Here is a 13,280-nt window from a genome sequence, read left to right as displayed (position 1 = left end):
GGCTTGGGCGGGCTCCATTCGACACGTATGCCCTTGATCATTCCCGTCTAATCCTGCTGAAGCTACGACAGCTACGGTTGGTTGTGTGTTTTGGCGTATGAGTTTGATCCCAGCATCCTTGCGCGGTCCAGTATGCACCGATGCGCTCGGGCTACCTCGGTATGCCGCAACGATATGGCTTGATTTTCTCAACGCACACCAGGCCATCGCGACGCGCGAAAAACATGCCTTTGCTATATCCCAACTCTATCATGATGCTGAACGCCTGAATCCGCCAGTCGACCTCGATCGAGCGCTTGTTGCTGCGGATCTCAACGCTATCCAACGCGTACTGTCCTCAGCCTTGTTAGGTCATCAGTCTCAAACGGCGCCGGAGAAGCGTTGGGCGCTCCAAAGGCGCTTCGTGTTCGGTGTCCTAAGTATGATTAACGGGGCCGATCCTCGAGATCTATCGAAGGACCTGCAGCGTCTTCAGCGCTCCTATTCGCAGCTACGCGCCCAGCCAAAAGCAGCTACTGCGTCGATCCAAGTAAAGTCCTTGCCTGCCATTGTCCTAGAAGATGTGTTTGACATCGTGAACCCCGACAGCGAGAGAAATCCGTTTCGCACTGAGACAAATCGGTGGCGGAATTATGCCATGGCTCTAATGCTATTCCAGCTTGGCTTGCGTCGCAGTGAATTGCTTCTTCTTACACCCGATAGCCTTCAGAATGAGTTCGATTTTCGCACGGGAGAACAGGTATTTTGGGTCAGTATTCGCCCGCCAGAGCACGAAGATCGACGATCCAGTTCACCGCAACTGAAGAACCATTGGGCAAGCCGCGACCTGCCGCTGTCGAGAGCACTTACAGCAGCGATTGACAACTATATCGTTCATTATCGCGGTGACCCGGCGCATGGGTACCTATTCTCTTCGCAGGAAGGGGCTCCGATATCCAAGCAGTCTCTCAATGAGATATTCCTGAAGATAAAACGGAGTCTTTCTGCTCAGGCGCGCAATGCCTTGGCCGCGCGAGCTAATGACCAACTCTCGCCCCACTCGCTTCGACACACAGCAGCTGTAGTCAGGTATCAACGATTTTCGGAGGGCGGGATGGAGTTTGAGGAAATAGGGCGCAGGATTCGTCCCTTTATGGGGTGGGCTCCAGGTTCAGAAATGCCATTTCACTATGCTCGCGCATTCTTCGAGCCGCGCTACGCGAAGATGTGGAACGAAAGTTTCGATGACACTCTGGCAGCGTTGCGAAGCGGAGTGTGGAGCTAGTGGTGCAGTATTCACTTTTTCCGCTCGATCAACAGCCCCCTCCCCTCCCTGCTTTGCCGGCCATGCCGCCCTTGGTCAGGTACAGGGATCGTTACGGCCGCAAAGATGTGACGCTTAAACAGCCTGCTCTGAGCGAGTGGTCGCTGCACATTAATGGAGGTATTAGAAACCTCAGATTGAGCTTTGATCACCCATGGATCGATCAGTTTATCCGGGCGCATTTAGCTGACAGATTAATTGAAGGTTCGGTTACAACCGTAATGAACTACGGCCATCGCTATATAGCGATGCACGACGAGGGAAAGCTTCACGCGATAGTGTTTGCGGTTGCGACTTTGACCCCTAACGATTTTCAAAAACTATGGATCGATCAGTTCCGAGATCAACTATCTAGGCATGACGCTGTTGCGATAAGATCTGCGATACGTTTCGCGTGCGCTTGGGAAATTGGACGCTGGCATCCCGCTGATTTGGATTTTGTTCGCGCGCTTCCTGGACACGATCTGGATAAATATAAAGGCGTTCGAGACGCCTCGAGCTTTCTTCCCACTGCTTCGCAAAGCCAGATAGTAGAATTTATCGATCAAACGGTTCGTAACCTAGACAGTTCGGGTTCAGATCGAATTCGAGTTGCGGCCATCTTGGCCCTGTCTTTCCAGTTCGGCCTTCGGCGCACTCAAATTGCATCGCTAGAGATGTCTGACTTTACTTTTCACAGCGATGACGCGTTGCATATACGTGTCGAGTTGTTGAAGCAGCGGCGTCAGAAAGTCGGCAGGTTGGTGACGCGGCGAATGCAGCAGAGTTGGGTACCGATCCTCCGGCGATGGATTGCCTGCCGTCCGGCTGGTGAAGTCAAGTTCTTTGGCCTAGCACCAGAGCGGATCGGCACTTTGATTGCCGACGCATTGCTTGAAATCACAGGGGCCAGTTACTCAAGCCAGACCCTTCGACACACCAGTGCTCAACGCCTTGTCGACGCTGGAATTTCACACGAGTCTCTGAGCGATTTTCTTGGGCATACAGATACGACAGCCGCCCAAGTGTATTTTGCCGCGTCTCAGAACCAGGCCAAACTGGTGAACATGGCGTTGGGCTATTCGCCCACATATCAAGGCGTCGCTGCTGCGGCCCGCGGTGATATGATCACGGCCGCACAGCTTCTCTCAAGACCAGTTGATCAGCAGATTTCAGGGATGCCTCACGGCGTCCCGATTTCGGGGATCGGCGCCTGCCAAGCAGGGCAATCGTCATGCCAGAGGAACCCAGTCCTAGCTTGCTATACTTGTCACAAGTTTCTCCCTGTGGCTGATCCTGAAGTGCACGCAACACTGTTGGTTGAAATGCGGGATGTCGTGCGTTCATTTGACCAACCACAACTTATAGATCGCGTTAGTCCGGCAATGATGCAGCTCCGTGTCACGCTCGAAGCCATAGAAGAGGTCGTCGGGATGGCGAGTGCTGGTGCATCACATGCCGTCTGAACTGGACTCTTTCATTCTTCGTGCGCAGCAGATTGCAATTGATCATCAGCTGGACTGGGAGGTTCCATACGATCTGGAGGACGGACGCATCCCTCGCGAGAGCTGGTGGGACTTGCGCGCTGCGGCGAAGCATGGCGCTGGAGAGCGCGCATTCCTCTCGACATTCGGAACTCTCGGGTCGGGTGCGGCGGCGCTCCAAACGCTGTGTGGTGGAGTTATGCCTGCCGTCATGGGACGTGATTGGATCGAACTCTACAAGGCGCTTTTGCTGCACGATCTTTTCGTAAAGCGAAACAAGCCCAGGAACGGGATCTCTAACCTGGGCAACCCCTTCCGCCTTCTTGCTGGCTGCGTAGGGTCAGCATCGCCCTCGCAAATAACCTCCGATCAGGTGCGTTTGGCCTACAATGTTGGGCTCATGGCGAGCACTTCGGGGCAGTGGGCTCGCTTGTTAAAGGGGATGATATCGGGCTGGTTTGATGCTTTTCAGTTAGCCGAACGTCGACCTCTGGCCCAATATTGTTCTGCCTATCCGGATAGGGCGCTCGTTCAAGAACAGGAGGCCAAGCTCGTCCAGGTGGCGCGGCGTCAGCTTGACACGAAGAGGCCTGACTCCCTTAGATCAAAACTAAGCATTCGTCATTTTGAGGATAAACTTCCTGAACAGGAAGATTTGTCGGAACTCGTTCGGATCGTGTTTAGCGAAACTCCGCGCACCACTTCAGATTTAATTCGATTCCATCAAGCAAGGGTACTTATTGTAACCGGTTTTAGAGTTGGAGAGTTAGTTCTCCTGCCCGAAAAAACACTCGTAAACAGGAATGACTCCCCGCCCCATCCGCGCATATACGGCCCACCGGAGCCAGGGACCGGCTTGCTTCATTTTGCTGAGAAGCAGCATCAGGATGGACCGGGACAAGAATTTGTCGAAGCTCTGCATCACGTGCCGAGCCTGCTCGCTCCTATTGTGCGAGAATCTGTAGCAGCCGTCCTTCGCGCAACGGCGCCACAAAGGCTCATGTTGCAGCGCCAACACGCCGAACAACGGCTTTTTGTCGGACTGTCTAACGACGATCTTCTCCCGTGGGCTGAAGCTTATCGCCGAATGTCTGGTATTATGCAGACGTCCCAGGAGCCTATCCCAGCAGACCTGCGCTCAAAATATCGCTCCAACTATGATCCCGCAATTTTGAACGAAATGCGCGATCATCAAGACCACCACGTTCACCAGAGCGGAGAACACAAGCAGGTCCGGGAATATTTCCGTCGCATGGAAGCTGCGTTGCAAAGGCCGATTCTTCGACGCAGCCGAGGAGAACTATTTAGTTTCGCTCTGAGGGAGAGGAATGACGGACGAGGTGTTTATATTCGCGCAGGCGACATGGAAGTTTACGCACGCGATCATCTTCAACTGAAATTGCCAGACGAGAGGGTGGTGCAGTTCGGCGAGAAAGATCTGCGTAGCGACGCTTTCCTTTTTCTGCTCCCTGGAAAGATCATCGCGGAAGAAAAGTACGATGCGATCGTCGATATCGACCGGTATTTTTCGGTGAAAAGGGCAGACAAAGCAGACCTAGAGCTACAGCTGGGCGGGAAGAATCCGGGCCTCATATTCAAAAAGTACGGCAAGAGCGAGCAGGCTAGATCGTTCTCAGTAAACCCTCATTCGTTGCGACATTTTCAGACCACTGAAATGTTCAAGTTGGGCGTGGCTGACACCATCATTACAAAGCGCTTCAATCGCACTTCGGTGGCTCAGAGCTACACTTATGACCATCGGTCTGTATCTGAACGCCTTGAGGAGATGGAGCCGGGACAGTCACGTCTGGCGGACGAAATGTTAGGCCCGAAAGCGCGCAAGGCGTTCGATCTGATACGCAGTAGAAAGATCCAAGGCCCTGTCGTTAAGCGGTTTCTGGAGCTTCAAACTATCATGGGCGATGAAGCGGCATTTGAATACCTTAATGCTGAAGCTGGATCTCTGCATATTACACCTTACGGATTTTGCCTTAATAGCTTCGCTGCCAGTCCGTGTTTGAAGCATCTCGAGTGCTTCAATAGCTGCTCGCACTTGGTTCGGACCGATGCGGCAGCGGAACAGGACAACTTGCAGACGTTGAAGCGCCGATTTGAGGTGCATATCGATAGGCTGAGGCAAACTGGGAGCCGCGCCCCTCATTTTCAAACACAGATGCAGCATGCGGAATCACGGCTCGCTGGAGTGAATGCGGCGTTGGACGCAGCTCCTGGCGAGAAGGTATTCCCTAGCTCTAACAGTCGCTATTTGCCACCCGAATGAATAAGCCCCCACATCCAAAGCAGGTTGAACTGGCCCGCATTCTCGAAGAGATGATTCTGCTCGACGAGACCATTACCTTCAACGCGGTGTCGCGTAAGGCCCAAAGTCACTTCCCCTTTGCGTCATCGCTTTCGAGGCCTTCAATGCTGAAGAATGCCGTTGAAGAAGCCCGGCGTCGGCAGAATGCGGTGAGGGTTCACGCCTCAAAGCTAAGCAAGTCTGGACCACTTGTAACCGCGGCAAGATTGAGCGCCGCCGAGGCCCGTGTCCGGGACTTGGAGGATCAGAACAAGTTGCTCATTGCCGGGCTTCGGGCATCATTGCTCGCCATCGGTCGCCTCGGGGGAGCCGCCGCATGGCAGGAGCACTTCCCTGTCTATAGCGAAGCCTTCAAGCAGCTACGCGAGTTGGGCGGAGTTCCGTCTGCCGAAGTTGCTCAACTTCCGTCGGCCATATCGTCAGATTGGGGCTGCAACAGAACCCAGGCTTCGACGCCCAAGCCGTCTGCCAAAGCGCCAATGCTGTCGATCGACAAATTGCGCTCCGATCGCTCGACAGAGCCCACATAGGTTCGATGGAGGTTCGACGCCGCGCCCAGGTCTTCCTGGCTTAGGTGCTTGGCGCGACGCAAGCGGCGCACGTTAGCCGCTACGATATTGCGAAGCCCCTCTCCTCTCCCCTCTGACATGAGCGGGAACGTCGATGGATGATGACTTTACGTCGACAGACGTTAAGTAGCATTCCATGGTCCTCACTGATGCTCCGGATTCTGAAGCCGACACCTCCCCAGCCTGGACGGTTCTGGTGGCCAATTCGGCCTGTGGTGAATTGTCTGCAATGGCGCGTAATGAGGGTATCTCGCTGCCCCAGTACGTTGCGGACCTAGTCTCGATGCGCGCCGCAGTCGAGCTAGTCGCACCATCCCCAACATGGTTGGCCATCCCGATCGATGTGGCCGCCATACAATTCACGCCATCGCCCGAGCTAGCTGAACGGATCGAGGCGCTCAGCCAAATCACTGGCCAGCATCATGACGTCATAGTTAGTAACCTCGCCAGCGGAGGTCCTCCCATGCCGCCGCCCCAACTACCACTAGGCTATTTGCGTACGGATCCAGGGCGCGGACGGATATTCGGTATGTATTTCGAGATTGCAGGATTCCAGTACTCGCTGATGCGCCATTTGGGGGGCGATGCGTTTCGCAATAGCCAGGCGTTGGATGCTGCATTTCTGGCGTTGGCTTCGCAGGCCGCGAGCACGGGGAAATTCATGAACGAGTCGATCTCCGAGGCCGCACGGCAGTTTGCTACCAAAGTCGTCATGATCGCCAATAGGCGGAGCGTTTCCCCTAGGGATGTAACGATGGCGGGTCGAAGCAAGGCAACGACCGGGCGCCGGGCCTCAACGGCATCCGAGACTGAAGGGGTTTCAAAAGCCGATCAGAACAGCGTTCCTAGACGCGCCAGTTCGCAACCTGCACATCAACCACGCGGAGGTGATCCTTTTGCAGCTTTCAGCGAGTGGCATGAGGATATCGACACCGAAGCATATAAGAACCTGTAATGACGCCGGTTCACGACGTTCAGCTTCACATGGCCGCGCGAATGAACGCAGCCCTTGCCTCAGAAGGTCCAAGCGCCGCACTGCTGTGTTTTATCGAGGACTTAGAGGAGTTTGGGTTGCTGGGGGATGTAGCGAAAGCAGCAGGGTTGACGTCACAGAGAGTTATAGGACTCCTCTCCGGCAAGCGAAGTCCACCATTCGCTACAGTCGTTACTCTATGGAAAGCGGCTGGGCTTCGGATCACGTTCAAAGCTGCACCAACAAGAGAAGGTTGATACTTCCGTAAATAAGGTAGCGGACGCACTCGCCTGTCAGGGATTGGCGTCCTAGCATCGTTAATAACCGCTGCCAGAAATGATCTGCGGATGATCCGACCAGGGCTTAAGGCACAGCCAAGCCGTCTGGATTTGGATGTCAGCGCGGTTGAAGACTGGAACGGGCTGTGCTGGGGCCTTACCCAGCCTGAGGTTGTTCATGCGTAGGTATCGAACAAGATAAGTCGGCTCCAAAGCGAACCTTATAACAGATTGCCATGGTTGCCTGACACCGTTAGCTACGCCCTGATGTCTCGGTCGATAATCAGATTGGCGAGAATTTTTGCGGCGCTGACCTTGGTCATCGCCGTCTTCGCCGTGATTCCGGCGACCGATGCCGCAGCCTGCGCCCCCGAGATCCCCGCTCTCGAGCAGGTGCTCGATGCTCATCCCGGCGATACGCATGACGGCCAGGGCGCCGAACCTGGGGCCTGCGCACACGGCCATTGCCACCATACGGCCAGCGAGCGTCACGCCATCCCCGAAGTCGACGTGACGGCGCCGCATGCGCCTGCCCCGCGCTTGATCCCCGGCGACGACACGACCGTGTCCTTCGCCCCCAACGGCCTCAAGCGCCCTCCCAGAGCCTGATCAGAAGCCTGCGCCTTCGCGCGCCCTCCTTCTGAATCAATTCTGGAAGTCCAAACATGTCTCCGACAATTCGTCGTCGGCCGCGCCTCGCGGCCGGCTGCGCGCTGGTCGTGCTCGCCGCCCTTGCGGCCGGGCCGGCCTGGGCCGAGCCTGCGCCCGCCTATGCCGAACTCCTGGCCCGCCTGGACCAGACGCCGGCCGCATCCGAAGCGGTCGCCCTGGTCGACGCCGCCGAGGCCCGTGTTCGACAGGCCCGCGTTCGGCCCAATCCCAATCTTTCCCTCACCGCCGAGAATGTCGGCGGCTCGGGTCCCTACTCTGGTTTCGGCGCGGCTGATCTCAGCCTCTCCTTCAGCCAGGATCTCGAACTGTGGGGGCGCAGGCCGGCGCGAGTGAACGTCGCCCGGGCCGAAGCAGGATCAGCGGCTCTTCGTCGCGACCTGACCCTCATTGACGCTGGCGGCCGACTGGCCCTGACCTACGCCGAGGCCGAAGCCGCCCAGCGCCGGACCCAACTGGCCGAGGAAGGTCTTTCCCTGGCACTGGCGGACGCGCGCGCCGCCCTGGCCCTTGTCGAGGAAGGACGCGAGCCTCTCCTGCGCGGGGTCCAGGCCGAGAGCGAAGCCGCCGCCGCCCGGGCCCGCCTGGACGAAGCCCAGGCCGAACGCCAGGCCGCCCTAGCCCGACTGACTGCTGTCGCCATGCTGCCCGCTCCGGCCACCTCGATCGAGGCCAGCCTGCTCGACGCCGCAGTCAGCGTCCAACCGACTCCGGTCGACAGCGCCCCGACGGTCCGTGTCGCGGAGTCCGAGGCCACGGCCGCCGAGCGCCGCATCGAGGTCGAGCGCATCAACGGCCGACCAGACGTCACCGCCAGCGTCGGCGTGACCCGGTACGGCTTGGAGGACGAGACCGCCTTGACTGTCGGCCTCAGCCTACCCCTGCCCCTGTTTAATAGGAACCGCGGCAATATTGATGCGGCCCGAGCCGAGTTCCGCGCCGCCGAGGCCCGCGTCCTCCAGGCGCGGCAGGACGCCAATGCAGACCGGTCGGCCGCGACGGCCCGCCTCGCCTCCTCAGGCAGCCGTGTCTCGGCGGCCGACGCAGGGGTGAAGGCGGCCGAAGAAGCCTACCGCCTGTCGCGGCTCGGCGCAGACGCCGGACGCATCTCCCAGCTCGAACTGCGCGTCAGCCGCACCGCCCTGATCAACGCACGCTCCGCCGCCGTCGACGCTCGCCTCTCGCGCGTCCGCGCCGAAATCGATCTGGCGCGCCTGGAAGGCCGCGCCCCGTTCCAAGGAAACTCCTGATGCGCCTCAAGACATCCAACAAGACCCTGTTGATCGGCGGCGTCGCCGCCCTGGTCCTTCTGGGCGGCGGGGGGCTCTATATGACCCTGCAGAAGCCGACGGCGACGCAGGCGGAAAAAGCCGCTCCGCCGAAGGCCGCGGACCAGGCCGAGGGCGAAGCGGGCCACGCCGACGAAGGCGAGACCCCGGAAGGCGTGGTCGAGCTCAGCGCCGAACAGCTCAAGGCGGCCGGCATCTCCGTCGTGGCGGTGTCCCGCGGCGGCGGCGGCGAGACGCGCCTGTCCGGCCGGGTCGAGGCCATGACGGACGCGCGCGCCGCCGTCGGCGCCATGGTCGGCGGCACGGTCGAGCGCGTGCTGGTGGCGCCGGGCCAGGCGGTTCGCGCCGGCCAGCCCCTGGTCAGCCTCGTCAGCGGCGAAGGCGCCGCCCTGCGCGCCGATATCGACGCCGCCTCGGCGGCGGCGACGGCGGCCCGCCAGGCCTTCCAGCGCAACCGCAACCTGGCCGACCAGGGCGTTGTCGCCCGTCAGGAGGTCGAGGCCTCCCAGGCCCAGGCCGCCAGCGCTGAGGCCATGGCCCGCGCCGCGCGGGCGCGGGCGACGGCCGCCGGCTCGCCCAACGCCTCGGGCCGGATGAGCGTGGTCAGCCCCATCTCGGGCGTTGTCACCAACGTCCAGGTGGGCCCGGGCGGCTTCGTGGCCCAGGGCGGCGTGGTCGCCGAGGTGACCAATCCGGCCCGCGTCGAACTCGTCTTCAACGCCCCGCCGCAACTGGCGGCCCAGGTCCGTGTCGGCTCACACATGCGCGTCACCGGCCCACAGGGCGAGTTCGACGCCCTGGTGGTCGGGGTCGCGGCCGACGCCGGCTTGCAGGATAGCGGCGCGACCGTGATCCGCGCCCGTCCGGACGGCGGCGGCCTGCCGCCGGCGGGTTCGCCCGTCACCGGCGCCGTGGTCACCGGAAATCCTGCCGGCGACGCCCTGACCGTGCCGTCCGAAGCGGTGCAGACAGTCGACGGCGCCACCGTGGTCTTCGTCCAGAATGATCACGGCTTCCGCGCACAGCCCGTCCTCGCGGGCCGTCAGGCCGGGGGCTCCACCGAGATCCTGCGCGGCCTGACCGGAGCCGAACGCGTCGCCTCGACCAACGCCTTCCTGCTCAAGGCCGAACTGGCCAAGGGCGAAGCCGAGCACGGCCACTAGGGGGAGCGACAATGTTCAAAGCCATTATCGAGGCGTCCGTCCGCTTCCGCTGGTTCATCGTCCTCGCCACGACGCTGGTCGCGGCCTGGGGCCTGTTCCAGCTCACCAAGCTGCCGATCGACGCCGTGCCCGACATCACCAACCGCCAGGTGCAGATCAACACCGTGGCCCCGGCCCTGGCCCCTGAACAGATGGAGCGCCAGGTCACCTATCCGCTGGAAACGGCCATGGCCGGCATTCCCGGCCTGCAATCAACCCGCTCCCTGACCCGCAACGGTTTCAGCCAGGTGACGGTCATCTTCACCGACCAGACCGACATCTATTTCGCCCGTCAGCAGGTGGCCGAACGGATGGCCCAAGCCCGCGAAAACCTGCCCGAGGGCGTCGAGCCCGGTCTGGCCCCGATCACTACGGGTCTGGGCGAGGTCCTGATGTGGACGGTCGACTTCAAGCCTTTCGACGCCAAAAAGGCGCGGGTCGGCCAGCCCGGCTGGCAGCCCGACGGGGCCTATCTGACGCCCGACGGCGAGCGGCTGGCGACCCCCCAGGCGAGGGCGACCTATCTTCGCACCGTGCAGGACTGGATCATCGCGCCGCGCATGCGCACGGCCAAGGGCCTGGCGGGCGTGGACGTCAACGGCGGGTATGTGAAGGAATACGCTGTCCGTCCTGACCCCGCGCGCCTGGCCGGCTACGGCCTGGGCCTCAACGACCTGATCCAGGCCCTGGACCGTGCCAACAACCAGGCGGGGGCCGGCTATGTGCAACGGGCGGGCGAAGCCTTGACCGTCCGCACCGACGCCCTGGCCCAGACCATCGAAGATCTGGCCCAGGCCCCCGTGGTCAACCGCAACGGCCTGGTCGTCCGCGTCGCCGACGTGGCCGTGGTCGAGATCGGCCAGGCGCCGCGTCTGGGCGGGGCCAGCCGCGACGGCCATGAGGCGGTCATCGGCACGGCCCTGATGCTGGCGGGCGAAAACAGCCGCACCGTGGCCCAGTCGGCTGCGGACCGGCTCCAGGAGGTGGGCGCCAGCCTGCCGCCCGACATCGTGGCCGAACCCGTGCTGAACCGCAGCGCCCTGGTCAACTCCACCATCAAGACGGTGGCCAAGAACCTGACCGAAGGGGCGCTGCTGGTCATCGTCGTGCTGTTCCTGCTGCTGGGGAACATCCGCGCCGCGACGATCACGGCCCTGATGATCCCGATCAGCTTCCTGTTCGCGGTCATCGGCATGAACCGTTTTGGCATCAGCGGAAACCTGATGAGCCTCGGCGCCCTCGATTTCGGCCTGCTGGTCGACGGCGCCGTGGTGGTGGTCGAGAACACCCTGCTCATGCTCAGCCAGCGCCGAGCGGATGTGGGCCGCGCCCTGACCCGCCACGAACGTCTGGGCGTCGCCGCCAGCGCCGCGCGCCAGATGGTCAAGCCCGCCGCCTTCGGCCAGCTGATCATCCTGCTGGTCTTCACCCCCCTGCTGATGCTGGAAGGGGTCGAGGGCAAGACCTTCATCCCCATGGGCGCCACGGTCATGCTGGCCCTGGTCGGCGCCTTCATCTTCTCCTTCACCTTCGTCCCGGCCATGACGGCCCTGCTCGTGCGCGAACCCAAGACCGTCCATGTCGATGACAAGGGAGAAGCCCTGGAGCATGAAACCTTCCTGCTGCGCCACGCGCGCCGCTGGATCGAACCGGCCATCCGTGCGGCCGTCGATCGCCCCAAGGTGGTCCTCGCCGCCGCAGTCGGCGCCCTCGTGATCGGCGGCGTCGCCTTCACCACGCTCGGCCGGGAGTTCATCCCGACCCTGGACGAAGGCGACATCGCCATGCAGGCCCTGCGCGTGCCCTCGGCCTCGCTGGAGCAATCCCTAGCCATGCAGATGGCGCTGGAGCGTGTCATCAAGGCCCAACCCGAGGTCAAGACCATGTTCTCCCGAACGGGGACCGCGGAGGCGGCGGTCGACCCCATGCCGGCGAACATCTCCGACGCCGTCATCGTGCTGAAGAACCGCAAGGAATGGCCTGATCCGAAACTGCCGAAGGAGGAGTTGATCGCCCGCATCGAAAAGGCCGCCTCGACCCAGCTGGGCAACAGCTTCGAGTTCAGCCAGCCGATCGAGCTGCGCTTCAACGAGCTGATCTCGGGGGTCCGCACCGATCTGGCCGTCATGGTCTATGGCGACGACTTCGCCCAGCTCCAGGCGACGGCCGACCAAGTGGCCAACGCGCTGCGCGCCACACCGGGCGCGGCGGACGTTCGCGTGGAGCAGGCGTCAGGTCTGCCGACCCTGACGGTCAGCGTCGACCGCTTCGCGGCGGCCAACTACGGCCTGGCGGCTGCGGACGTGTCGGAAGCGGTCTCGGCCGCTGTCGGCGGCGCCGAGGCGGGGCAGATCTTCGAGGGCGACCGCCGTTTCGACGTCGTGGTCCGTCTGGACGACGCCCAGCGGAACGATCCCGCCGCCCTCGCCGCCCTGCCGGTCACGACCTCGACCGGCCTGACGGTGCCCCTGTCCTCGGTCGCCCGCATCCAGGTGGCCGAGGGTCAGAACCAGATCAGTCGCAACGACGGCAGCCGCCGCATGGTGGTCCAGGCCAATGTGCGCGGCCGCGATCTGGGCGGCTTCGTCGGGGACGCCCAAGACAGGGTCGGCGCCCAGGTCAAGCTTCCGACCGGCTATTCGCTCAAATGGGGCGGGCAGTTCGAGAACCTGAAGCGGGCCGAACAGCGGCTGGGCCTAGTCATCCCTGTGGTCTTCGTCCTGATCGGCATCCTGCTGTTTATGGCCCTGGGATCCTTCGCGGAGGCAGGGCTGGTGTTCGCCTGCGTGCCTCTGGCGCTGGTCGGCGGGGCGCTCGCCCTCCTGCTCAGGGGCATGCCCTTCTCGGTCTCGGCGGCGGTCGGCTTTATCGCCGTGTCGGGCGTCGCGACCCTGAACGGTCTGGTGCTGATGCAGGCCATTCGAGAGCGGCTTCAGACGGGACAGAACCCGCACGACGCCGCCCTCTTCGGCGCCTTCAGCCGCCTGCGCGCGGTCCTGACCACAGCCCTGGTGGCCATCGTCGGCTTCATTCCCATGGCGATCGCTTCGGGAGCCGGCGCTGACGTCCAGAAACCCTTGGCCACCGTGGTCATCGGCGGCCTTCTGACGGCCACGGCCCTGACGCTGCTGGTCCTGCCGACCTTCGCCGCCAAGGCGGTCCGTCATCGCAAGGCAGAAGGGATCGAGGACTGATGGGCGGATCCCAGGAACAG

9 protein-coding genes are annotated in these 13,280 nt (G+C 61.7%); 8 read left to right on the top strand and 1 reads right to left on the bottom strand.

Features of this window, described 5'->3' with window-relative positions:
- The first annotated feature begins 103 nt into the window (after positions 1 to 103).
- Genes ACFYLW_RS05715 through ACFYLW_RS05705 form a run of 3 tightly spaced genes read left to right on the top strand, consistent with a single transcriptional unit; the run spans position 104 to position 5,047 of the window.
- The gene (locus ACFYLW_RS05715; RefSeq protein ID WP_167349643.1) at positions 104 to 1,264 is read left to right on the top strand and encodes a site-specific integrase; all 1,161 of its coding nucleotides are present in this window, start codon (positions 104 to 106) and stop codon (positions 1,262 to 1,264) included.
- 2 nt (positions 1,265 to 1,266) lie between these two features.
- Positions 1,267 to 2,748 carry a site-specific integrase gene (locus ACFYLW_RS05710; protein ID WP_145915904.1) on the top strand — a complete coding sequence of 494 codons (1,482 nt, stop codon included), beginning with the start codon at positions 1,267 to 1,269 and terminating at the stop codon, positions 2,746 to 2,748.
- Positions 2,723 to 5,047 carry a hypothetical protein gene (locus ACFYLW_RS05705; protein ID WP_253121520.1) on the top strand — a complete coding sequence of 775 codons (2,325 nt, stop codon included), beginning with the start codon at positions 2,723 to 2,725 and terminating at the stop codon, positions 5,045 to 5,047. Before ACFYLW_RS05710 ends, ACFYLW_RS05705 begins: the two co-directional genes overlap by 26 nt.
- Positions 5,048 to 5,483: 436 nt before the next feature.
- On the opposite strand, the gene ACFYLW_RS05700 is transcribed toward ACFYLW_RS05705, so the two are convergent.
- Positions 5,484 to 5,735 carry a helix-turn-helix domain-containing protein gene (locus ACFYLW_RS05700; RefSeq protein ID WP_025977014.1) on the bottom strand — a complete coding sequence of 84 codons (252 nt, stop codon included), beginning with the start codon at positions 5,733 to 5,735 and terminating at the stop codon, positions 5,484 to 5,486.
- 56 nt (positions 5,736 to 5,791) lie between these two features.
- Between ACFYLW_RS05700 and ACFYLW_RS05695 the strand changes: the two genes are divergently transcribed.
- The 5 genes from ACFYLW_RS05695 to ACFYLW_RS05675 all read left to right on the top strand — a co-directional run bounded on the left by ACFYLW_RS05695 (position 5,792) and on the right by ACFYLW_RS05675 (position 13,260).
- Positions 5,792 to 6,610 (top strand): hypothetical protein, encoded by an 819-nt coding sequence (locus ACFYLW_RS05695; RefSeq protein ID WP_145915902.1) that lies wholly within the window; start codon positions 5,792 to 5,794, stop codon positions 6,608 to 6,610.
- A gap of 611 nt (positions 6,611 to 7,221) precedes the next feature.
- Positions 7,222 to 7,515, top strand: a complete 294-nt coding sequence (locus ACFYLW_RS05690; protein ID WP_145915901.1) for a hypothetical protein — start codon at positions 7,222 to 7,224, stop codon at positions 7,513 to 7,515.
- Positions 7,516 to 7,571: 56 nt separating this feature from the next.
- Complete coding sequence (locus ACFYLW_RS05685; RefSeq protein WP_025977016.1) at positions 7,572 to 8,825, top strand: TolC family protein; 1,254 nt, start codon at positions 7,572 to 7,574, stop codon at positions 8,823 to 8,825.
- The gene (locus ACFYLW_RS05680) at positions 8,825 to 10,027 is read left to right on the top strand and encodes an efflux RND transporter periplasmic adaptor subunit (protein WP_025977017.1); all 1,203 of its coding nucleotides are present in this window, start codon (positions 8,825 to 8,827) and stop codon (positions 10,025 to 10,027) included. Before ACFYLW_RS05685 ends, ACFYLW_RS05680 begins: the two co-directional genes overlap by 1 nt.
- A gap of 11 nt (positions 10,028 to 10,038) precedes the next feature.
- Positions 10,039 to 13,260, top strand: coding sequence for an efflux RND transporter permease subunit (locus tag ACFYLW_RS05675; RefSeq protein ID WP_025977018.1), 3,222 nt, complete (start codon positions 10,039 to 10,041; stop codon positions 13,258 to 13,260).
- The last annotated feature ends 20 nt before the right edge of the window (positions 13,261 to 13,280 follow it).

This window comes from Brevundimonas sp. NPDC007368 (assembly GCF_042869015.1).
GTDB lineage: Bacteria > Pseudomonadota > Alphaproteobacteria > Caulobacterales > Caulobacteraceae > Brevundimonas.
The sequence above is the reverse complement of the archived record's forward strand: the minus strand, read 5'-3'. Positions and strand labels throughout refer to the sequence as shown.

Bases quoted from the DNA above. Each gene is read 5' to 3' on its own strand.
- ACFYLW_RS05675 (WP_025977018.1), top strand. From the start codon at position 10,039: ATGTTCAAAGCCATTATCGAGGCGTCCGTCCGCTTCCGCTGGTTCATC.
- ACFYLW_RS05680 (WP_025977017.1), top strand. From the start codon at position 8,825: ATGCGCCTCAAGACATCCAACAAGACCCTGTTGATCGGCGGCGTCGCC.
- ACFYLW_RS05700 (WP_025977014.1), bottom strand. From the start codon at position 5,735: ATGTCAGAGGGGAGAGGAGAGGGGCTTCGCAATATCGTAGCGGCTAAC.
- ACFYLW_RS05695 (WP_145915902.1), top strand. From the start codon at position 5,792: ATGGTCCTCACTGATGCTCCGGATTCTGAAGCCGACACCTCCCCAGCC.
- ACFYLW_RS05685 (WP_025977016.1), top strand. From the start codon at position 7,572: ATGTCTCCGACAATTCGTCGTCGGCCGCGCCTCGCGGCCGGCTGCGCG.